23 protein-coding genes are annotated in these 19,684 nt (G+C 77.2%); 10 read left to right on the forward strand and 13 right to left on the reverse strand.

Annotated elements, in window-relative coordinates; translation table 11 throughout:
* The first annotated feature begins 59 nt into the window (after nt 1-59).
* The 3 genes from ACI8AR_RS07240 (at nt 60) to ACI8AR_RS07250 (ending at nt 2,018) form a co-directional block, all read left to right on the forward strand.
* Nucleotides 60-554 (forward strand): pyridoxamine 5'-phosphate oxidase family protein, encoded by a 495-nt coding sequence (locus ACI8AR_RS07240; protein WP_457050395.1) that lies wholly within the window; start codon nt 60-62, stop codon nt 552-554.
* Between the two features lie 85 nt (nt 555-639).
* Nucleotides 640-1,419 (forward strand): sporulation protein, encoded by a 780-nt coding sequence (locus ACI8AR_RS07245; RefSeq protein WP_457050396.1) that lies wholly within the window; start codon nt 640-642, stop codon nt 1,417-1,419.
* Between the two features lie 71 nt (nt 1,420-1,490).
* Nucleotides 1,491-2,018, forward strand: coding sequence for an NUDIX hydrolase (locus ACI8AR_RS07250; RefSeq protein ID WP_457050456.1), 528 nt, complete (start codon nt 1,491-1,493; stop codon nt 2,016-2,018).
* Here ACI8AR_RS07250 and ACI8AR_RS07255 read toward each other — a convergent pair.
* From ACI8AR_RS07255 to ACI8AR_RS07275, 5 genes are read right to left on the reverse strand one after another with little or no spacing between them, the layout of a single operon-like run.
* Entirely contained in the window at nt 2,015-2,395 is a 381-nt protein-coding gene (locus ACI8AR_RS07255; protein WP_457050397.1) for a DUF4267 domain-containing protein, read from the reverse strand. The two genes, ACI8AR_RS07250 and ACI8AR_RS07255, sit on opposite strands and share 4 nt — an antisense overlap.
* Nucleotides 2,392-2,949, reverse strand: a complete 558-nt coding sequence (locus tag ACI8AR_RS07260; RefSeq protein WP_457050398.1) for a hypothetical protein — start codon at nt 2,947-2,949, stop codon at nt 2,392-2,394. Before ACI8AR_RS07260 ends, ACI8AR_RS07255 begins: the two co-directional genes overlap by 4 nt.
* Nucleotides 2,946-3,575, reverse strand: coding sequence for a class I SAM-dependent methyltransferase (locus ACI8AR_RS07265; protein WP_457050399.1), 630 nt, complete (start codon nt 3,573-3,575; stop codon nt 2,946-2,948). The genes ACI8AR_RS07260 and ACI8AR_RS07265 overlap by 4 nt, the downstream gene beginning before the upstream one ends.
* The gene (locus ACI8AR_RS07270) at nt 3,572-4,483 is read right to left on the reverse strand and encodes an alpha/beta fold hydrolase (RefSeq protein WP_457050400.1); all 912 of its coding nucleotides are present in this window, start codon (nt 4,481-4,483) and stop codon (nt 3,572-3,574) included. Before ACI8AR_RS07270 ends, ACI8AR_RS07265 begins: the two co-directional genes overlap by 4 nt.
* Before the next feature lie 29 nt (nt 4,484-4,512).
* The gene (locus ACI8AR_RS07275) at nt 4,513-5,073 is read right to left on the reverse strand and encodes a TIGR03086 family metal-binding protein (RefSeq protein ID WP_457050401.1); all 561 of its coding nucleotides are present in this window, start codon (nt 5,071-5,073) and stop codon (nt 4,513-4,515) included.
* 37 nt (nt 5,074-5,110) lie between these two features.
* Here ACI8AR_RS07275 and ACI8AR_RS07280 point away from each other — a divergent pair, with 37 nt between their 5' ends.
* Nucleotides 5,111-5,950, forward strand: a complete 840-nt coding sequence (locus ACI8AR_RS07280; RefSeq protein ID WP_457050402.1) for a helix-turn-helix domain-containing protein — start codon at nt 5,111-5,113, stop codon at nt 5,948-5,950.
* Nucleotides 5,951-6,044: 94 nt separating this feature from the next.
* On the opposite strand, the gene ACI8AR_RS07285 is transcribed toward ACI8AR_RS07280, so the two are convergent.
* The gene (locus ACI8AR_RS07285; RefSeq protein ID WP_457050403.1) at nt 6,045-6,458 is read right to left on the reverse strand and encodes a PPOX class F420-dependent oxidoreductase; all 414 of its coding nucleotides are present in this window, start codon (nt 6,456-6,458) and stop codon (nt 6,045-6,047) included.
* Nucleotides 6,459-6,560: 102 nt separating this feature from the next.
* On the opposite strand from ACI8AR_RS07285, the gene ACI8AR_RS07290 reads away from it, so the two are divergent.
* Nucleotides 6,561-7,196, forward strand: coding sequence for an endonuclease V (locus ACI8AR_RS07290; protein ID WP_457050404.1), 636 nt, complete (start codon nt 6,561-6,563; stop codon nt 7,194-7,196).
* Here the strand turns inward: ACI8AR_RS07290 and ACI8AR_RS07295 are convergent.
* A complete protein-coding gene (locus ACI8AR_RS07295) occupies nt 7,174-8,046 on the reverse strand; it encodes an NAD(P)-dependent oxidoreductase (RefSeq protein ID WP_457050405.1) in 873 nt (290 codons plus the stop codon). The genes ACI8AR_RS07290 and ACI8AR_RS07295 overlap by 23 nt on opposite strands.
* 17 nt (nt 8,047-8,063) lie before the next feature.
* Nucleotides 8,064-9,575 (reverse strand): MFS transporter, encoded by a 1,512-nt coding sequence (locus tag ACI8AR_RS07300; RefSeq protein WP_457050406.1) that lies wholly within the window; start codon nt 9,573-9,575, stop codon nt 8,064-8,066.
* Between the two features lie 186 nt (nt 9,576-9,761).
* On the opposite strand from ACI8AR_RS07300, the gene ACI8AR_RS07305 reads away from it, so the two are divergent.
* Together ACI8AR_RS07305 and ACI8AR_RS07310 are read left to right on the forward strand one after the other, a co-directional pair.
* Nucleotides 9,762-10,685 carry a helix-turn-helix domain-containing protein gene (locus tag ACI8AR_RS07305; RefSeq protein ID WP_457050407.1) on the forward strand — a complete coding sequence of 308 codons (924 nt, stop codon included), beginning with the start codon at nt 9,762-9,764 and terminating at the stop codon, nt 10,683-10,685.
* Nucleotides 10,682-11,230, forward strand: a complete 549-nt coding sequence (locus ACI8AR_RS07310; RefSeq protein WP_457050408.1) for a dihydrofolate reductase family protein — start codon at nt 10,682-10,684, stop codon at nt 11,228-11,230. The genes ACI8AR_RS07305 and ACI8AR_RS07310 overlap by 4 nt, the downstream gene beginning before the upstream one ends.
* A 156-nt stretch (nt 11,231-11,386) precedes the next feature.
* On the opposite strand, the gene ACI8AR_RS07315 is transcribed toward ACI8AR_RS07310, so the two are convergent.
* From ACI8AR_RS07315 to ACI8AR_RS07330, 4 genes are all read right to left on the reverse strand, one after another.
* The gene (locus ACI8AR_RS07315; RefSeq protein ID WP_457050409.1) at nt 11,387-11,986 is read right to left on the reverse strand and encodes a YceI family protein; all 600 of its coding nucleotides are present in this window, start codon (nt 11,984-11,986) and stop codon (nt 11,387-11,389) included.
* Nucleotides 11,987-12,077: 91 nt separating this feature from the next.
* Nucleotides 12,078-12,887: an acyl-CoA thioesterase gene (locus ACI8AR_RS07320; RefSeq protein WP_457050410.1), complete on the reverse strand. Its 810-nt coding sequence runs from the start codon at nt 12,885-12,887 to the stop codon at nt 12,078-12,080.
* Between the two features lie 122 nt (nt 12,888-13,009).
* A complete protein-coding gene (locus ACI8AR_RS07325) occupies nt 13,010-14,152 on the reverse strand; it encodes a thiolase family protein (RefSeq protein WP_457050411.1) in 1,143 nt (380 codons plus the stop codon).
* A gap of 36 nt (nt 14,153-14,188) precedes the next feature.
* Nucleotides 14,189-15,547, reverse strand: coding sequence for an MFS transporter (locus ACI8AR_RS07330; RefSeq protein ID WP_457050412.1), 1,359 nt, complete (start codon nt 15,545-15,547; stop codon nt 14,189-14,191).
* Nucleotides 15,548-15,672: 125 nt separating this feature from the next.
* Here ACI8AR_RS07330 and ACI8AR_RS07335 point away from each other — a divergent pair, with 125 nt between their 5' ends.
* The 3 genes from ACI8AR_RS07335 to ACI8AR_RS07345 all read left to right on the forward strand — a co-directional run bounded on the left by ACI8AR_RS07335 (nt 15,673) and on the right by ACI8AR_RS07345 (nt 18,907).
* Entirely contained in the window at nt 15,673-17,262 is a 1,590-nt protein-coding gene (locus ACI8AR_RS07335; protein WP_457050413.1) for an LCP family protein, read from the forward strand.
* A 125-nt stretch (nt 17,263-17,387) separates the two neighbouring features.
* Nucleotides 17,388-17,750, forward strand: coding sequence for an STAS domain-containing protein (locus ACI8AR_RS07340; RefSeq protein WP_457050414.1), 363 nt, complete (start codon nt 17,388-17,390; stop codon nt 17,748-17,750).
* A 56-nt stretch (nt 17,751-17,806) separates the two neighbouring features.
* The gene (locus tag ACI8AR_RS07345) at nt 17,807-18,907 is read left to right on the forward strand and encodes a LacI family DNA-binding transcriptional regulator (RefSeq protein ID WP_457050415.1); all 1,101 of its coding nucleotides are present in this window, start codon (nt 17,807-17,809) and stop codon (nt 18,905-18,907) included.
* On the opposite strand, the gene ACI8AR_RS07350 is transcribed toward ACI8AR_RS07345, so the two are convergent.
* Entirely contained in the window at nt 18,904-19,668 is a 765-nt protein-coding gene (locus tag ACI8AR_RS07350; RefSeq protein WP_457050416.1) for a crotonase/enoyl-CoA hydratase family protein, read from the reverse strand. The genes ACI8AR_RS07345 and ACI8AR_RS07350 overlap by 4 nt on opposite strands.
* Nucleotides 19,669-19,684 lie beyond the last annotated feature (16 nt).

The following is a 19,684-nucleotide window of genomic DNA, read 5'->3' on the forward strand; positions in this document are numbered from 1 at the left end:
ACGGCGCCCGGGTGGGAGGCTGGGCGGCGCTCCCACAGCCGTCCCGGGGAGGCCGGCCGATGACCCCAGACGACGTCCGCGCGGTCCTCGACGACCCGGTCGCCCGCCGCCTGCTCGACTCGGCGAACCCGGCGCGCCTGGCCTACGTCGCCCGCGACGGCACGCCCCGGGCGGTCCCGGTCGGGTTCCTCTGGAACGGGACGACGATCGTCGTCGGCACCGTGCCGGGCTCGGCGAAGGTCGCGGCGCTGCAGGCGGACCCGGCGGTGGCGCTGACGATCGACACCAGCCCGCCGGCGTGGCCGCCGAACGTGCTGCTCGTCCGCGGGACCGCGCAGGTCACGCTCGTCGACGGCGTGTTCCCCGAGTACGTCGAGGGCGCCCGCAAGGTCACCCCGGCCGAGGTGTTCCCGCAGTGGGAGCAGGGCGTGCACGCCCTCTACGACCGGATGGCGCGGATCGACGTCACGCCCACCTGGGCCCGCGTCCACGACTTCGAGAACCGCATCCCGCAGGCGGTGGAGGATCTCGTGCGGCAGAAGACGGGCACCTGACCGGCACGCGCGGGAACCCCTCGTCAGGTCCCGGCCGTCGTGTCAGGGTGCCCGCCGTCCCCGAACCGAACGGAGCAGCACCCCCATGGCCTTCCGCAACCTGATGGCGAAGTTCGGCGCCGGCAACGCCAGCGTCGACGCCGTCCTCGACCGCCCGGTGACCACCCCCGGCGGCACCGTCACCGGCACCGTGCACCTCACCGGCGGGCAGGTCGCCCAGGAGATCAACGAGATCCGGGTGTCCCTGCAGGCCACCGTCGAGGTCGAGAGCGGCGACAACGAGTGGAAGGAGAACGTCACCTTCGGCACCGCGCCGATCGCCGGCGCCGGCCGGATCGAGGCGGGCGCGAAGGCGGCGATCCCGTTCAGCTTCCCGGTGCCCTGGCAGTGCCCCTTCACGACGCTCGACGGCTGGACGCTGCGCGGCGTGAAGATCGGCCTGCGCACCAAGGTCGACGTCCCCGGGGCCGTCGACCCCGGCGACCTCGACGCGGTGACGGTCGAGCCGCTGCCGGTCCAGCGCACCGTCGTCCGGGCACTCGACGGCCTGGGCTTCCGCTTCCGCGGCGCGGACGTCGAGAAGGGCCGGCTGGCCGGCAGCGACCTGCCCTTCTACCAGGAGGTCGAGTTCGCGCCGCCGTCGTCGCTGCGCGGGCGCGTCAACGAGCTCGAGGTGACCTTCCTGGCCGGCCCGCAGGGCGTCGAGGTCGTGCTCGAGGTGGACCGGCGCGGCGGGCTGCTCACCGAGGGCCGCGACGTGGGCGGCCGGCTGCGCTTCGGCCTGCACGAGACCGACGTCTCCGCGGTGGCCGCGCAGCTCGACGCCGCCGTCCGCCAGCTCGGCGCCCGGCGCGGCTGGCTCTGAGCACCCCCGACCGGGACACGGCGGCCGCGCGCCTGCGGGACCTCCCGCGGCGCGCGGCCGGCCGCCCCGACCTGCGCCAGGCCGCCGTCGCCGTCTGCGTCACCTGCACCGGCGACGTGCCGGCCCTGCTGGTCACCCGCCGCGCGGCCGGGCTGCGGGCGCACGCCGGGCAGTGGGCGCTGCCCGGCGGCCGGCTCGACCCGGGCGAGACCCCGGTGCAGGCCGCGCTGCGCGAGCTGGAGGAGGAGGTCGGGCTGGTCCGCGGGGAGGACGACGTCGTCGGCCTGCTCGACGACTACGTGACCCGCTCCGGCTACGTCATGACGCCGGTGGTCGTGTGGGCCGGCGACGCCGGGGAGCTGCGCCCGGCCGAGGCCGAGGTGGCCGCGGCGTACCAGGTGCCGCTGGCCGACCTCGACGTCGAGCCGGTGCTGGTGTCCATCCCCGAGTCCGACGCCCCGGTCATCCGGCTGCCGCTGCTCGGCGGCTGGGTGCACGCCCCGACCGCCGCGGTCGTGTACCAGTTCTGCCAGGTGGTGTGCCGCGGGCTGCCCACCCGCGTGGCCCACCTCGAGCAGCCGGTCTTCGCCTGGCGCTAGCGGCGGTGCCAGCGGGCGGCGCCGTAGGAGGCGAGCCCCAGCACGATCCCCGACAGGACGGCGCTGCGCCGGGCCACGTCGCCCTCGGCGCGGGAGGTCCACACCGCGGCGGCGTCCAGCGCGGTGAGCAGCAGCGTCACCTCCGTGGTGCGCCGCGCCTGCGGCGCCGGCGTGACCAGCAGCGCCGCGCCCATCGCGATGTTGCGGGCCGCGCCCAGGCGCACCAGCAGCGGCAGCGCGACGTCGCCCTGCGCGGCGTCGGGGCGCACCCCGAGCGTCTGCGCGATCCACCGGGGCGCGAACAGCGCCGCCGTCCCGATCCACACCGACAGCGACCCGACGGCCTTGCGGGTGACGTCCCAGTCGTGACTGCTCACGGGCGGCCCTTGCCCGCGGACGCCCCGCCCGAACCGGCGGTGAGCACCAGCACGACGGCGAGGAACGGCAGCGTCGCCCAGCTGGCCACCGCGTCGCTGACCGTCGCCACGGTGAACGCCGCCGCCGACGGCGCGTCCAGCGGGCCGACCACGTGCTCGAGGCCGAGCGCGGCCACCGACGCCGGGACGGTCAGCAGCGCCGAGACCGTGCCGCCGAGCACCACCCCGGCGAGCACCGCGGCCGGCGAGGTGCGCACCGCCCGCAGCGCGGTCGCCGTCCCCCGCCCGAGCGCGCCGGCGGGGCGCACCCGACCGTCGCCGGGCAGGCCGGTGAGCGCGCCGGTCAGCCACAGCTGGGCGAGCAGGCCGGTGGCGAAGCCGACGACGTCGACCAGCAGCGCGTGCGCGAGGCTCGGGTCGTCGTACACGAGCAGCTGGCGCAGCACATCGGGGACGGTGTTGACCAGCGTGACCGCGAGCGAGAGGGCGTAGACCCGCCCGGCGTGCCGGCGGAGCAGCGCCAGGGTCTCCCGGAGGACCGCGGAGACGCTCACGCGCGGGTCGCGACGGCCTGGACCCAGCGGTCGCCGGCCGCCCGCCGCAGCCGACCCGGCGGCACCTCCAGCCCGTGCGCGCGCAGCTCGGCCAGCAGCTGCTCGGTGGAGAACCGGTCGGCCGGGTGGCGGGAGACCGCGCGCAGCCACGGCGCGTCGACGAACCGCGCGGTCATCTCGGTCAGCGCCAGCTGCCCGCCCGGGCGCAGCACCCGCGCGACCTCGGCGACGGCGGCCCGCCAGTCCCGGATGTGGTGCAGCGCGTGGAAGTCGACGACGAGGTCGGCGCTCGCGTCGTCGACCGGGAGCGCGGTGGCGTCCCCGACGCGGAAGGTGACCCGGTCGGCGAGGTCGGCGCAGGCGATGCGGGCGCGGCCGACGGTGGCCGGGTACAGGTCGAACGCCGTCACCTGCGTGGCGCCGAGCCGCTCGACGGCGACCCGCGCGCCCAGGCCGCGGCGGCCGGTACCGATCTCGACGACGCGCTCGCCGCGGGCGCCGAGGCGGCGCAGGATGCGCCCCTCGACCCGCAGGCCGATCTCGTACCGGAGGCGGGAGTCGACCCACAGGCGGTTGGCGTCGACGTAGGTGGGGGGCACGGTGCGGCTCCCGTGCGCGGCGGTCATGCCGGGCGGCTACCCACTCCGTGGGCGAGCGCACCGTAGACGTCGCGGGCGTGGTCGAAGACCAGGAAGTGCCCCTCGCCGGCGTGCCAGTGCGCGGTGACCGACGGCAGCATCCCGGCCAGCACCCGGCCGAGCGCGACCGGCACCTGCCAGTCCTGGGTGCCGTGCCAGATGTGGACGTGCTGGCGGACCTCCCCCACGGGGAAGCCCCACGGCCGGAACAGCAGCGCCCGGTCCTCGGCCAGCACCCCGGCACCCTGGCGCAGCCCCTCGGTGAACGTGCGCGCCAGCACCCGCCGGACCGCGGGCCGGCCGATCACCCGCCGGTCTGCGGGATTCAGCCGCAGCTGCAGGTAGCGGGGCAGCAGCTGCGGGCGGACGGTCAGCGGCGCGAACACCGGCAGCAGCAGCGCCGCCGTCGCCGGGGAGGGGCGGTGCGCGGCCGCGCGGACCGACGTCGGCAGCCAGCCCGGCCACGGCCACGGGACGTCCGGGGGCGGGGCGCCGCCGAGGATCCCCACGGCGTGCACGCGGTCGGGCAGGGCGTGCGCGCAGGCCAGCGCGTAGGCGGCGCCGCCGGACAGCGAGAGGGCGGCGAACCGGTCGATGCCCAGGTGGTCGAGCAGCTGGACGACGTCGCCCGGCCAGTCGGTCACCCGCCGGCCCGGCTGCGGGTCGGAGGCGCCGAAGCCGGGCCGGTCCGGGACGACGAACCGCACGCCCCAGCGGCGGTAGGCGGCGGGGTCCTCGACGTGCCGCTCGAGCCGGGAGCTGGGCGAGCCGTGGCAGCCGAGCACGGGCCGGCCGTCGGGGTCGCCCCACTCGGCGTAGGCCATCGTGCGGCCGTCGCGCAGCTGCAGCCGGCCCTCGCGGGGCCCGTCGGCGGTGTCGGTGCTGCCGGGGTGCATGCCCCGGGGCTACCCGGCGGAGGGGCGGGTCAGGCGCGGCGGCCGAGCAGCGCCAGGACCCGCGTCGGCCGGTCGGCGCCCTCCGGGGCGTCCACCTGCCGGCAGATGCCCTCCAGGTACAGGGCGTCGCCCCAGCTGCGGGCGCCGGACTCGATGCGGTCGAGCTCGGCCTCGGTCAGCGTCGCGTCCTGGCCCGTGGCGCGGGCGAGGTCCCAGCGGTGGACGACCATGTCCCACACGTAGAACTGCGCCAGGGTCTCCCCCACCGTCGTCGGGCCGGAGAAGCCGTCGTACCCGGCGTCGGCGACGGCCGGGTCGGCGACGACGGCGAGCACCCGGGCGGCGTGCTCGCGCAGCGCCGCGGCGGGGCCGGCGGCGACGTCGGGCGCGGGACCGAGGTCGACGCCCCGGCCGGTGAGGAACTCCCGCTGGGTGCCGACGACGTGCTCCACCAGGTCACGGGCGGTCCAGTCCTCGCAGGGCGTGGCGGCGTCCCACCCGGCGGCCGGCACGGCGTCGGCGACGGCCAGCAGCGGCTCGAGGACGGCGGCGTAGTCGGTGGCGATCGGGGTGGCGGTCGTCGTGTCCATGGCCCGAGCCTGGCCGCGTGCGGCAGCCTGCGTCTTGATGGAACCCGACAGCACCGCCGTCCCCCGCCGCGACACGATCGAGCGGGCGCACCTGCGCGACCCGCGCGACGCCTCGCACGTCATGTACCGCTACGAGGTCACGGGTCCCCTCGCCGCGCTGGTGCAGTGGTTCTGGATCCCGGTGTGGTCGGTGCCGCCCGGCGAGGAGGCGGTGCAGCGGGTGCTGCAGTACCCGGTCTGCCTGCTCGTCGTCGCGCCGGACTACGCCCGCTTCTACGGCGTCGTGTCGGGGCTGTCCACGACGACCCTGGCCGGTGACGGGTGGGCGGTCGGCGTCATGCTCACCCCCGCCGCGGGCGCGCTGGTGGCCGGCGGCCCGGTGGCGCCGTACACCGACCGGCACGTCGACGTCGGCGAGGTGCTCGGCGACGACGGCGCCCGGCTGGCCGCCGGGGTGCGCGCGGCGATGGCGGCCGACCCGCACTCCCCCGCGGCGCACGCGGAGGCGCGGGCCGCCTACGACGACGCGCTGCGCCCGTTCCTGCCGGTCGACGAGGAGGGCGCGCTGGTCGACCGGCTGGTGGCGCTGGTCGAGTCGCGGCCGGACCTGACCCGCGTGGACCAGCTGTGCGCCGAGACGGGGCTGTCGGAGCGCGCGCTGCAGCGGCTGGTGTCCCGCCGGCTGGGCCTCACGCCCAAGTGGCTGGTGCAGCGGCGGCGGCTGCAGGAGGCCGCCGGCCGGCTGCGCGACCGGACGGCGACGCTGGCGGGGATCGCCGCCGACCTGGGCTACGCCGACCAGCCGCACCTGACCCGCGACTTCGCCCGGGTCACCGGGATGACGCCGGGCGAGTTCGCCGCGCGGTACGCGCAGTAGCAGCACGGCGCGGTACGCGCAGTAGCAGCACGGCGCGGTACGCGCAGTAGCAGCACGGCGCGGTACGCGCAGGAGGAGAGCGCCGTCCGGGGCGTCAGCCCGTCGTCGTCTGCCGTTCCGGCTCGATCCAGACGGTGACCCGCTCGGTCCTGATGTTCTCCGGCGGGTAGGGCCGGCCGTCGTACTTCTGCGACAGCTCGTCGATCTGCGCCCGCGCCTCGGGGCCGGTGGTCGTGTCCGTCACCCGGCCGCGCACCTCGGCGTAGCGGTAGGGGTCGGACTCGTCCCGGATGGCCAGGGTCACCCGGGCGTCGCGCCGGAGGTTCTCGAACTTGCGCCGCCCGGTCTCGGTGTTGACGAACAGCCGCTCTCCGTCGGTGCCGACCCAGATGTACTGCGTCTGGATGCGCCCGCTGGGCAGCAGCGTGCTGATCGCCGCGTAGTTGGGGCCCTCCGCGAGCTCGCGGGTGACCGGGTGGAGCGCGGGGCCGTCCTGGGTGTCTGCCACGGCGGCGCCGGTACCCCGGCCGGAGGTGCGGCACGCGCCCGATTGCGCCGCCCCGGCCGGCGGCCGACCGTGGGGAGGACCGCCCGAGGAAGGTCCGGGACCGTGGCGACCTGGCCGACCGACGCCGCGGCGCTGGCCGCCGAGCAGGACCGGCTGGCCGCGCTGCGCCCACCGCCGTGGACCCCACCCGCGGGGCCGCTCGCCGGCGCGGTGGCCGCGGTCGAGGACGCCGGAGGGCTGGTCGCGGCCGCGGTGCTGGGGGACGCGGCCGCCGTCGCGCGGGGACCGGCGGCCGGCCCCTACGCGCCGGCGCTGCTCGCGCTGCGGGAGGGGCCGCTGCTGGCCGCCGCGGTGGCCGCGCTGCCCCGCCGTCCGGACGTCCTGCTGGTCCCGGCGGCGGGACGGGACCACCCGCGGCGGGCCGGGCTCGCGCTGCACCTCGGCGCCGTGCTGGACCTCCCGAGCGTCGGCGTCACCGACCGGCCGCTGGCCGCCCGCGGCGACCCGCCCGGGCCGGCCCGCGGCGACTCCGCTCCCCTGCTGCTCGGCGGCGAGGAGGTGGCGCGGGCGGTGCGCGTGGTGCCCGCCGCGCGCCCGGTGGTGGCCTCCGCCGGCTGGCGCACCGGCCCGGCGACCGCGGCCGCCGTCGTCCTGGCGACGGCGGCCGGTGTCCGCACGCCGGAGCCGCTGCGCGCGGCCCGCCGGGTGGCCCGGCTCAGCCGCGGTCGTCCGGGGTGAGGCCCTCGACCACCGCGGCCATGTCCACCGCGCCCGGGTCGTCGAGCCGGCCGGCGGCGGCCTCCATCGTCTCGAGCACCGCGGCGGTGAGCCGGTCGGGGACCCCGCCGGCCTGCAGCGCCGCGCGGATGAGCCGGGCGTCCTTGGCCGCGCCGGTCAGGCCGAAGCTCGGCGGGTAGTCGCCGGCCAGCATCAGCCGGCCCTTGAGGTGGGCGTAGGCGGAGTCGACCGGCCCGCCCTCGATCGCGTCGAGGAACCGCTGCGGGTCCTGGCCGAGGGCGCGGGCCAGCGCGATCGCCTGCGCGGTGCCGGCGGTGAGCATGAACAGCCACGAGTTGCAGGCGAGCTTGAGCCGGCTGCCGGCGCCGGCCTCGCCCAGCCACAGGGTCTTCGAGCCGAGCGCGTCGAACACCGGCGCCAGCCGCTCGCGCGCCTCCTCCGGGCCGCTGGCCAGCAGGGTCAGCGCGCCCTTCGCGGCGGGCTCCCTCGTGCCGAGCACCGGGCAGTCGACGAGCACGAGGCCGAGCTCGCGGGCCGCCTCGACGGTGCGGTCGGCGCCCTCGACACCGACGGTCGAGCACTGCAGCCACGTCGTCCCGGCGGCGGGGGCGGCCTGCCGGACGACGTCGAGCACCGCGTCGGCGTCGAGCAGCACGGTCAGGACGACGTCGGCGCCGTCGGCCGCCTCCGCCGGGGAGCCGAACGCCTCCGCGCCCGTGCCGGTGAGCGCCCGCGCCTTGGCGGGGTCCCGGTTCCACGTCCGCACGGGCAGCCCCGCCCGCCGCAGCGAGGTGACCATCCCCGCGCCCATCGTCCCGGTGCCGAGCACCGCCACCGTCGGTCCGGCCATGCGGGTCCTCCTCGGGGTCAGTGGTGCGCGGCGTGGCCGTGGCTGTGCACGCCGTCGGGGCCGTGCCGCTCGGCCTCCTCCGCACGGCTGCGGCGCAGGTCGACCACGCCCAGCACCAGCGCGGCGCCGGCGCCGAGCACGGACACGGCCAGCCCGGCCGCGGCCGCCGTCGGGTGGTCGCCGGACGCCGACAGCACGAGGTAGAAGAGCCCGGGCAGCGCCGCGGTGCCGACGGCGGCGCCGAAGCGCTGCGCCGTCTGCAGGCCCCCGCCGGCCGACCCGGCCATGGACACCGGCACGTCGCGCAGGGTCATCGTGATGTTGGGCGAGATGACGAACCCGCCGCCGATGCCGCCCACCAGCAGCGCCGGCGCGATCGCCCACCCGGCCGCCGACGGCGGGACCAGCAGCAGGACCACCGCGGCCGCGGCGAGGCCGACCATGACGCCCGACAGCCCGAACACCGTCAGCCGCCGGCCGTGCCGCTCCACCAGCCGCCCGGCCACGACCGCCGCCGACGCCGACCCGAGCGCGAACGGCGTCACCGCCAGCCCCGACTGCAGCGGCGTGTAGTCCAGCCCGGTCTGGAAGAACAGCGCGAACACCAGCCAGATGCCGCTGAACCCGACGAAGTAGACGGTGCCCAGCGCCGCCCCGATGCCGTAGCCGCGGGTCTGCGTGACCAGCCGCGGGTCGAACACCGGCTGCCCGTCGCGGGCCACCACCCGCCGCTCCCACGCGACGAACACTGCGAGCAGCGCCGCCCCGACGACGAACAGCCACCACAGCCGCGCCAGCCCGCCGGCCTCGGCCTGCACCAGCGGGAAGAGCACGGCCAGCGCCCCGGCGCCGAGCAGCAGCACCCCGGCGACGTCGATCCCCCCGCGCCCGCCGCCCCCGCCGCGGGGCAGCAGCCGCAGGGCGAGCGCGAACGCGACGACGCCGATCGGCACGTTGACGTAGAACAGCCACCGCCACCCGCCGGGGCCGTCGGCCAGGCCGAGGACGGCGCCGCCCACGATCGGGCCCACGGCGGTCGAGATGCCGACCGTCGCGCCGAACAGGCCGAACGCCCGCCCGCGCTCGGCGCCGCGGAACAGCTGCTGGATGAGCGCGGAGTTCTGCGGCGCGAGGCACCCGGCCGCCAGCCCCTGCACCAGCCGGGCGGCGACCAGCCAGCCCACCGACGGCGCCGCGCCGGCCGCGGCACTGGAGAACACGAACCCGGCCAGCCCGAGCAGGAACAGCCGCCGGCGGCCGAACGCGTCGCCCAGCCGGCCGGCGGGGACCAGCACCAGCCCGAAGGTCAGCGCGTACCCGGACACCACCCACTGCACGGTCGCGGGCGTCGCCCCGAGGTCGGACTGCAGCGAGGGCAGCGCGACCGACACGATGCTGACGTCGAGCAGGCTCATGAAGCCGACGACGAGCGTCACCGACAGCGCGGTCCACCGCTTGGGGTCCGGGCGGTACCCCTCGTCCCCGACGGGCGCCCGCGGCGGGGCGTCGGTGGATGCGCGTGGCGGCACGGGGCGGGCCTCTTCCGGGGTGCAGCGGGAGGCGCGGCCGCCGTCCGGCCGGCCGCGCCGTGCTGCCCTACCCGGTCGTGCCCCACCGACACCCGCGGGTGCCGGTGGGCGCGGTCGCTGTCCGCCGGCTGACACGGCGCAAGAACGGTCGGGCCGCGCGGCCGCCCGGCTCGCCAGACTCGACGCGTGACCCCGCCCGGCCGTGACCGCCTCCGCGAACTGCTCGACGCCGTCCTCGACGAGGACAACCGCACGCTGTCCGACATGGCCGGCGACGCGTACGCCTCGCCGTTCCACTTCAGCCGGCAGGTGTCCGGCGGCGCCGGGGAGTCCCCGGTCGCGCTGCGCCGCCGGGTGGTGCTCGAGCGCGCGGCCTGGCAGCTGCGGCAGGGCACGAGCGTCACCGACGCCGCCTTCGCCGCGGGCTACGAGTCGGTCGAGGGGTTCAGCCGGGCGTTCGCGCGGGCCTACGGCCGCAGCCCCGGCTCCGCCCACGCCGGCAGCGCCGCGCGGGACGGGCACTGGCTGCCCGCGCCCAACGGCATCCACTTCCACCCGCCGGCGTCACTGTGGGTGGCCGACGAGCCCGCGCGCCGCGGCGGCGACGAGGTCACCGCGCTGCTCGTCCACCACGGCGTCGAGGACACCCGCGCCCTGCTCGAGCTGGCCAAGGGCCTGCCCGACGAGGAGTACCGGCGGGTGCGGGCGCCGGGCCTGACGGTCCTCGCCTGGGACGGCGCCGAGGAGACGCTCGCCGCCGTCCTCGACGCCCTGGTCTGGTCGCTGGAGGTCTGGGTGGCCTCGATCGAGGGCGGGGAGCACCCCGTGCGCGGCACCGACGACCCGGCCGCGCTCATCGACCGGCACGACGCCGTCGCGCCGCGCTGGCTGGCCGCCGTCCGCGAGATCGCCCGCCGCGGCGCCTGGGGCGACCGGCTGGTCGACGCGCTGTGCGAGCCGCCGGAGAGCTTCGTCCTCGGCAGCGTCGTCGCGCACGTCCTCACCTTCTCCGCGCACCGCCGGCTGCTCGCCCGGCACTGGCTGCGCGACGCCGGCGTCGCGGTCGACGCCGGCGACCCCATCGAGTGGCTCTCCCGGAGGGACCGATGACCCGCACCGTCTACTACACCGCCACGACCCTCGACGGCTTCATCGCCGGCCCCGGCCACTCGCTGGACTGGCTGCTCACCCGCGAGGCCGACCACGAGGGCGCGATGGGCTACAAGGCGTTCGAGAAGACCGTCGGCTCGCTGGTCATGGGCGCCTCCACGTACGAGTGGGTGCGCGAGCACGGCGGCCCGGACGCCTGGAGCTACCACCAGCCGGCGTGGGTGCTCACCCACCGGCAGCTGACGCCCTACGAGGGCGCGGACATCCGCTTCACCGCCGCGGACACCCCCGACGAGCTGCGCGCGCTGCACGCGGAGATGACCGCCGCGGCCGGCGACCTCGACGTGTGGGTGGTCGGCGGCGGCCCGGTGGCCGCGCAGTTCGCCGGGGCGGGGCTGCTGGACGAGGTCGTCGTCTCGATCGCGCCGGTCACCCTGGGCGCCGGGATGCCGCTGCTGCCGGCGCACGTCGAGCTGGTCACCCGGGAGGTCGCGCAGAACGGCGAGTTCGCCGTCGTGCGGTACGACGTCGTCCGTCCCGGCTGAGCCGTGGACCCCGGCGGCCCGTCCGAGGGGGCGGAACGGGCCGCCGCGGTACGCCGCTCCGACCGGGACCACGGTCCCGTGTCGACACCTCGACGCGGCGACATGCCTCCGTGCCGATCCGGCGACGTGGCGACAGGTCGCCGGGTCGACGGCCGGTCAGGCGGTGCGGATCACCGAGACGTCGAACTCGACCTGGATGCGGTCGCTGACGAGCCACCCGCCCGTCTCCAGCGCCGTGTTCCAGGTGAGACCCCACTCGCTGCGCTTGATCGCCAGCGCGCCCTCGAAGCCGACCCGGGTGTTGCCGAACGGGTCCTTCGCCGAGCCGGTCATCGCGAACTCGACGGTCACCGGGCGGGTGACGTCGCGGATGGTGAGGTCACCGCTCACCTGGTAGGCGTCGTCGTCGATCTGCTCGACGTCGGTCGAGGTGAACACCATCTCCGGGAACCGCTCGACGTCGAGGAAGTCCGGCGAGCGCAGGTGCGCGTCCCGGTCGGCCTGGCCGGTGTCGATGCTGGCCGTCCTGATCCGGATCGACACGCTGCTGGCCCCGGGCTTCTGCACGTCGAGGTGCGCCTCGCCCGCGAAGTCGGTGAACGACCCGCGGACGGTCGTCACCATCGCGTGCCGCGCCCGGATCCCGATCCGGGTGTGCGCCACGTCGATGGTGTAGTCGCCCGTGACGTCGGCCAGCGCGGCCGTCGCCGCGTCGAAGTCGGTGGGGTCGCTCTCTGCTGCCCGGTGCTTCGCCACGTGTCCGTCCTTCCCCCTCGCTGACACCCCATCCTCGCCGATCCCCGCGACACCGCCACCGCCGGGCTCCGGGAACGGGCCGCGGACGGCGTCAGCGACCCGGGCGGAAGGGGTTGCGGCCCGGCCGGAACAGCGTCTCCTGGGTGAGGCTCGCGGCCAGGACGCCGTCGCGGGTGGTCACCGACCCGGTGTACCAGCCGCGCCCGCCGGAGACCGTGTGCGGGACCAGGTCCATGAGCACCCAGTCGTCGAGCCGGGCCGTCCGGTGGAACCACACCGCGTGGTCCAGGGTCGGGCCGGGCGCCGCCTCGTCCTCGGGCAGCGCCGACAGCCCGGTGCCGATGTCGGACAGGTAGGTGAGCACGCAGGCGTGCACCAGCGGGTCGTCGGGCAGCGCGACGGTGGACCGCGACCAGAACCGGGTCGGCCAGGAGGCGGCCGGGTGCGGCTGGGAGGGACGGCGGCCGTCCATCGTGAACAGCCGGGGCAGCGCGAACGGCTCGCACTCCGTGGGGTCCTCGGCCGCCGGCGCCGCGGCCACCTGGACGTCGGGCCCGGCGGTGGGCGCCTGGAACGACGCCGACATCGACAGCACCACCTCGCCGCCCTGCACCGCGACCACCCGGCGCGCGGAGAACGACCCGCCGTCGCGGTCGCGGTCGACGCGGAAGACGGTCGGCCGGGCGGCGTCGCCGCTGCGGAGGAAGTAGCCGTGCAGCGAGTGCGGCAGCCGGTCGGGCGCCACCGTGCGGCCGGCGGCGAGCAGCGCCTGCGCCGCGACCTGGCCGCCGTAGAGCGGGAACGGGTCGGTGAACACCAGCGTGCTGCGGTAGAGGTCCCGGTCGACCTCCTCGAGCGTCAGGACGTCGAGCAGGGTCGGGTCTCCCGCGGTCGCTGTCACGCTCCGGAACGTAAACGGACCCGGGGCCGCCGTCGGAGGCGACCCCAGGGGAAGGACCCCCGTGCCCCCACCCCTCGCATGCTCGGGGCGGGCCCCTGCACGGGGGCCGATCCGGCGTGCGGTTACAGCAGCTCGAGGATGGTGGCGTTGGCCTGGCCGCCGCCCTCGCACATCGTCTGCAGGCCGTAGCGGATGCCGTTGTCCCGCATGTGGTGCACGAGCGTCGTCATGATCCGCGCGCCCGAGCCGCCGAGCGGGTGGCCGAGGGCGATGGCGCCGCCGTCGGGGTTGAGCGACTTCTCGTCGGCGCCGAGGTCCGCGAGCCACGCCAGCGGCACCGGCGCGAAGGCCTCGTTGACCTCGAAGACACCGATCTCGTCGATCGACAGCCCCGACTTCGCCAGCGCCTTCTGCGTGGCCGGGATCGGCGCGGTCAGCATGACCACCGGGTCGGCGCCGGCGAGCACCGCGGTGTGCACGCGGGCGATCGGGCGCAGGCCGAGCTCGGCGGCCTTCTCCGACGTCGTCATGAGCAGCGCGGCCGAGCCGTCGGAGATCTGCGAGGAGTTGCCGGCGGTGATGACGCCGTCCTCCTTGAACGCCGTCTTGAGGGTGCCGAGCTTCTCCACCGACGACTCGCGGATGCCCTCGTCCTGGCTGACGACGGTGCCGTCGGGAGTGGTCACCGGGGCGATCTGGGCGTCGAAGCGGCCCTCGGCGCGGGCGGCGGCGGCCTTCTCGTGGGAGGCGACGGAGAACTCGTCGCAGCGCTGGCGCGACAGGCCCCACCGCTCGGCGATCGTCTCCGCACCCAGGCCCTGGTTGATCTTCGCGCCGCCGTAGCGCTCGAAGAACCGCGTCCCGAACGGGTTGGCGTCCTGCCGCGCGCTGCCCATCGGCACCCGCGACATCGACTCCACGCCGCCGGCCACGACGACGTCGTACTGGCCCGAGACCAGGCCGGCGGCGGCGAAGTGCACCGACTGCTGCGAGGACCCGCACTGCCGGTCGACGGTCACGCCGGTGACCGTCTCCGGCCAGCCCGCGGCCAGCGCCGCCGTCCGGGCGATGTCGAAGGTCTGCTCGCCGACCTGGGACACGCAGCCCCAGATGACGTCCTCGATCTCGGCGGGGTCGATGCCGGCCCGCTCGGCCAGCGACGTGAGGACGTGCGCGGACAGGTCGACCGGGTGCACCCCGGACAGCCCGCCGTTGCGCTTGCCCACGGGCGTGCGCACCGCCTCGACGATCACCGCGTCACGCATGTCTGCTCCCTCCGACCTGGTGTGGTGCCCGGCACACTAACCCGCGCTCCTGGCCGGCTCCGCGGTCCGAGCCGGGCGGCGGGCCAGGAGTCCCGCCGCGAGGGCCGCGAGCAGCGCCGCGGTGGCCCAGCCGAGGCCGCTGCCGGCCAGCGGCAGGCCCGTCCCCTCGGTGGCCCGGACGACGAGCAGCACGGCGGCCACCCCGAGGGCGGTACCGAGCTGCGCCGCGGTGTTCACCGCGCCGGCCGCCGTCCCCTGCAGCTCCGGGCCGACGTCGGTCCCCAGCGACGTCGCGGCCACCGAGGACAGCCCAATCCCCAGCCCCGCGACGGCGACCGCGGCCGACACCACCCCCGGGCCCAGGCCCGCGCCGAGCAGCGCCGCGTCGCCGACGGCGATGACGGCCAGCCCCGCCGCCGCGGTGACCCGCGCCGAGGTGCGCCGCAGCACCCGCGCGGCCAGGCCCGCCCCGGCGACGACGCACAGGCTGAACGGCACCAGCGCCAGCCCCGCGGCGGTCGCGCCGAGGCCGCCGGCGTCCTGCAGGTGCAGCGTCGCGACGGTGACCGCCGAACTGGTGGTCGCGGTGTTGGCCGCCGAGGCGAGCACGCCCCGGCGCAGGCGGGGGTGCCCGACGGCGGCCCGCGGCAGCAGGGGGTCCGGCGAGCGCCGCTCGACCGCCGGCAGGCCCGCGGCGGCGGCGAGCCCGGCGACCAGGAGCGCAGCGGCGGCGGTCCGGTGCGCGCCGCCCTCGAGCAGCGACGCGCCGGCCACCACGGCCGCCACCGCGCCCGTGAGCACCGCGGCGCCGGCCAGGTCGAGCGCTCCCCCGCTCCGCCGCGCGGTCGGCGGCGCCGTGCGGCGCACCGCCGCCAGGAGCAGGGCGGCCAGCGGCACCTGCACCCAGAACAGCACCCGCCAGCCGGCCAGGTCGGTGAGCACGCCGCCGAGCACGAGCCCGCTCGCGCCGGCGGCCGCGCCGGTCGCACTCCAGGCGGCCAGCGCGCGCCGCCGCGCGTTCCCCTCCTCCGTCGCGGCGGTCAGCAGGCGCAGCGCGGTCGGCACGGAGAGCGCGGCCGCGGCGCCGAGGGCGCCGCGCGCCACCACCAGCACGCCGGCCGACGGAGCGACCGCGGCCAGCAGCGACGCCGCACCGAAGCCGGCCAGTCCGGTCCCCAGGACCCGCGCGTGGCCGAACCGGTCGCCCAGCCGCGCGGCCGGCATGAGCAGCGCCCCGAACAGGACGGCGTAGACGGTCACCACCGGCGCGGCCGCCGACGGCGGCGCGCCGAGGTCGGCCAGCATCGCGGGCAGCGCCGCGACCACCAGCGTGGTGCCGAGGACGTCGACGAACTGCACCGCGCACAGGATCGGGACCGCTGCCGGACCTGCCATGCCGAGCCGGATACCCGCTTCTTCATCGATGAAGCACACATCCGGGCCGAGCCGTCCCGGGTGCGGGGCGGCCGCCCCGTGTCGCGGGCCCCACAGGAGCGCCGCACGCCCCTAACCTGCGCCGCGTGAGCCGAGACCGTCCCGAGCCCGGCGGCCCCCCGGGCCGGCCGATCCCCCCGCGGCTCGACCCGCGCGCCGGTCGCGCGCCCCGCGACCGCTCCCCCGGTGCCGCCCGGGCCGGCGCGACCCGCGGAACCCCGGGGCCGCGCCGCCGATCCTCCGGGGGCGCCGTCACGGCCCGCGTCGTCGCCGCCGTCGTGTCGGTCGTCGTGCTGGCCGGGAGCGGGTGGGGCTGGTACCTCGGCCGGCTGGCCGACTCGACGGTCACCCGCACCGACGCCATCCCGGCCGACGGCAACACCGAGTCCGGCGGCATGCCCGAGGCGGTGAACCTGCTGCTGGTGGGCAACGACAGCCGGGCCGACCTCACGCCCGAGCAACTCGCCGAGCTCGACGCCGGGGTCGACTCCGGCACGAACACCGACACGATGATCCTGGTGCACGTCCCGGCCGACGGGTCGGGAGCGTCGTTCGTCTCCTTCCCGCGCGACTCCTGGGTGGAGATCCCCGGGCACGGGACGGACAAGCTCAACGCCGCCTACGCCTACGGCGCCGCCGAGGTCGACGAGTCCGCGCCCGACAGCGAGAAGCAGGCCGCCGGTGCCCAGTTGCTGATCCGGACGATCAACCAGCTGTCGGGGCTGCGGATCGACCACTACGCCGAGGTCGACCTGCTCGGCTTCTTCGAGCTCACCAGCGTCGTCGGCGGCGTCGAGGTGAACCTCTGCCACGCCGTCGACGACTCGCAGTACTCCGGCGCGGTGTTCCCCGCCGGGAAGCAGACGATCTCCGGCGCCGACGCGCTGAGGTTCGTCCGCCAGCGGCACGGCGTCCGGCCGGACGGCTCCCCCGCCCTCCCCCGCGGTGACCTGGACCGCATCGTCCGCCAGCAGGTCTTCATCGGCGGGGTGCTCCGCAAGATCCTGTCCCAGGACGTGCTGCTGGACCTCGGCAAGCAGCGGGAGCTGATCCGGGCGGCGTCGGAGTCGCTGACCATCGACGAGGACCTCGACCTGCTCGACCTCGCGCAGCAGATGCAGTCGGTGACGGCCGGGGACATCCGGTTCCAGACCATCCCCATCGCCGACCCGAACGCGGAGAACGAGGCGGGCTCCTCGATCGTGGAGCTGGCCGACGAGGACACGCTGCGCGCGTTCTTCGCAGGCCTGTCCGCCGAGCCCGAGGCGCCCGCGTCGGAGGCCCCGCCGCCGCCGGCGACGGTCGACCCGGCGGAGGTGTCGGTCGCGGTCTACAACGGCTCGGGCATCTCCGGGATCGCCGCGGAGGCCACGGCCGACCTGGAGGCCGCGGGCTTCCCGGTGCTCAGCACCGGCAACGCCGGCAGCACCGACCACGAGCGGACGACGATCCGGCACGCCGCCGGCGACGAGGCGCTGGCCGCCACGCTCGCCGCGCAGGTCCCCGGAGCGGTCACCGAGGTCGCCGACGACGCCACGTCCGGCACCGTCCAGCTGATCCTGGGCGCGGACTTCACCGGCATCGGCCAGGCCACCACCCCGCCCGCGGACACCGGCGACACCGCCGCACCCACCGAGGAGCCCCGGACGGCGGCCGACACCGGCTGCATCAACTAGGACCCCGACCCGCGGATGCCGCCTGCCGCCACGCCCGACGCGTACCGTCGTCTGCGCGGGTCGGGCCGAGCCGGCGGACCCGCGGCACCCTTCCTCTCGACGCGTCCGCGGGCGAGGAGGCCGAGATGACTGCCCACCCCGAGGACGTCCGGCCGTCTCCCGGATCGATCACCGTCCGGGAGGAGGGCGACGACCGGGTGCTCTGCCTGCGGGGCGAGGTGGACACCGCGGTCGCCACGCGGTTCAAGGAGCGCCAGGGGCGGACCCCGCTGCTCGTCGACGTCATCGACGCCGCCGGGGTGTCCTTCATCAGCTCGACCGCCGTCAGCGTCCTGGCCCGGTGCGTCGAGGCGTCCCACGCCGTCGGCCGGCGCCCGGTGCTGCGCGCCGCGTCGCCGATCGTGGAGCGCATCCTGCAGCTCAGCGGACTGCAGGGCGACTTCGACCGCCCGCCCGCCCCGTCCGGCCGCTCCGAGACGCCGGGCTGACCGCCGGACGGCGGGCTCCGGACGGTGGGCCCCGCGAGCCCCCGCAGAATGGCCGCGTGCCCGCCGACCGCGCCCGCCCGGTGACCCTGCGGGACGTGGCCGCCGAGGTCGGCGTCTCGGCGAAGACGGTGTCCAACGCCTTCTCCCGGCCCGACCAGCTCTCCGCGGCGCTGCGCGAGCGAGTGCTCGCCGCCGCCCGCCGGCTCGGCTACCCCGGGCCCAACCCGCTGGCGGCGGGTCTGCGCCGCGGCCGGGTGGGCGCCGTCGGCGTCGCCTACGACAACGGGCTGTCCTACGCCTTCGCCGACCCGGTGGCGGTCGCGCTGCTGGCCGGGGTCACCGAGGTCGCCGAGCCCGCCGGGTCGGGACTGCTGCTGGTCCCCGGCTCGACCGACCCCGCCCGGCGCCTGTCCGCGGTCACCGACGCCGTCGTCGACGGGCTGGTCGTCTCCTCGGTCGGCGACGAGGACCCGCTGCTCGCGGCGGCGATCGCCCGCGGCCTGCCGCTGGCCGTCGTCGACCAGCCCCGCCCGGACCGGCTGGCCGCCCTGGGGGCCCCGGCGACGCCGTGGGTGGGCGTCGACGACCGCGCCGCCGCGGCCGCCGTCGCGGGGCACCTGCTCGCGCTGGGCCACCGGCGGCTCGCCGTCGTGTCCTTCGGCATGCACCGCGACCCGATCAGGCCCGGGCTGGTCGGCGTCGCCACCCAGGAGGCGGCCACCTACGCCGTCACCCGCGACCGGCTGGCCGGCTACCGCGACGCCGCCGAGCGGGCCGGGCTGGACTGGGCCGCCGTCCCGGTGTTCCACGGCGGGGACAGCACGCCCGCCGTCGGGGAGGCCGGCGCCGACGCCGTCCTCGCCACCGACCCCCGGCCGACGGCGCTGCTGTGCCTGAGCGACCGGCTGGCCGAGGGCGCCCTGCGCGCGGCGGCCCGCCGCGGACTGCGCGTGCCGGAGGACCTGTCCGTGGCCGGCTTCGACGACGCGACGACGGCGGCCGGGCTCGGCCTGACCACCGTGCGTCAGCCGACCCGGGAGAAGGGGCGGGCGGCCGGGCAGGCCCTGCTGGACCTGCTCGCCGGTCGGCCCGCCCCGCCGCCGCGCACCCTGCCCGCCGACCTGGTCGTGCGGACCTCGACCGGCCCGGTCGGCTAGCGGCCGCGCCAGACCGGCGCGCGGCGCTCGGCGAACGCGGTCGCGCCCTCGCGGGCGTCCTCGGAGGAGAACACCGGCTCGATCAGCTCCTGCTGCCTCGCCCAGCCCTCCTCGGCGGTCCAGTCGGCGGTGCCGCGGGCGATCTCCTTGGTGGCGGCGACCGCGAGCGGGCCGTTGGCGGCGATGACGCCGGCCAGCTCGACCGCGGCCTCCAGCGCCCCGCCCTCGGCGACCACCCGGTTGACCAGCCCGACCGCGGCCGCCCGCTCGGCGTCGATCGGCCGCCCCGTCAGCAGCATCTCCATCGCCACCGCCTGCGGGATGCGCCGCGGGAGGAACAGCGCGGCGCCGGCGGCGGCCACCAGCGAGCGGGTCACCTCGGGCACGCCGAAGCGCGCCGAGGACCCGGCGACGACGAGGTCGCAGGCCAGCACCAGCTCGAACCCGCCGGCCAGCGCCCACCCCTCGACCGCCGCGACCAGCGGCTTGCGCGGCGGTGTCTGGGTGATCCCGCACAGCCCGCGCCCCTCGATCGCCGGCCGCTCGCCGCGCAGGAACGCCTTGAGGTCCATGCCGGCGGAGAACGTGCCGCCGGCGCCGGTGAGCACGCCGGCGCGCAGCTCGTCGTCGGCGTCCAGCTCGTCGACGGCCGCGGCGACGCCGCGGGCCACCGCGCCGTCGAGCGCGTTCTTCGCCTCCGGCCGGTTGATCGTGATGACCTGGACGGCGCCGCGGCGCTCCACCAGCACGGGCTCGGTCACGGTCCCTCCTCCTCCG

The sequence above is a fragment of the Geodermatophilus sp. SYSU D01036 genome, assembly GCF_054050435.1.

Coding starts and splice junctions, on each gene's coding strand:
- ACI8AR_RS07265 (WP_457050399.1), bottom strand. CDS start 3,575: ATGACCGCCGCGCACGGGAGCCGCACCGTGCCCCCCACCTACGTCGAC.
- ACI8AR_RS07310 (WP_457050408.1), top strand. CDS start 10,682: ATGACCCGCACCGTCTACTACACCGCCACGACCCTCGACGGCTTCATC.
- ACI8AR_RS07270 (WP_457050400.1), bottom strand. CDS start 4,483: ATGCACCCCGGCAGCACCGACACCGCCGACGGGCCCCGCGAGGGCCGG.
- ACI8AR_RS07245 (WP_457050396.1), top strand. CDS start 640: ATGGCCTTCCGCAACCTGATGGCGAAGTTCGGCGCCGGCAACGCCAGC.
- ACI8AR_RS07240 (WP_457050395.1), top strand. CDS start 60: ATGACCCCAGACGACGTCCGCGCGGTCCTCGACGACCCGGTCGCCCGC.
- ACI8AR_RS07340 (WP_457050414.1), top strand. CDS start 17,388: ATGACTGCCCACCCCGAGGACGTCCGGCCGTCTCCCGGATCGATCACC.
- ACI8AR_RS07325 (WP_457050411.1), bottom strand. CDS start 14,152: ATGCGTGACGCGGTGATCGTCGAGGCGGTGCGCACGCCCGTGGGCAAG.
- ACI8AR_RS07275 (WP_457050401.1), bottom strand. CDS start 5,073: ATGGACACGACGACCGCCACCCCGATCGCCACCGACTACGCCGCCGTC.
- ACI8AR_RS07295 (WP_457050405.1), bottom strand. CDS start 8,046: ATGGCCGGACCGACGGTGGCGGTGCTCGGCACCGGGACGATGGGCGCG.
- ACI8AR_RS07330 (WP_457050412.1), bottom strand. CDS start 15,547: ATGGCAGGTCCGGCAGCGGTCCCGATCCTGTGCGCGGTGCAGTTCGTC.
- ACI8AR_RS07280 (WP_457050402.1), top strand. CDS start 5,111: ATGGAACCCGACAGCACCGCCGTCCCCCGCCGCGACACGATCGAGCGG.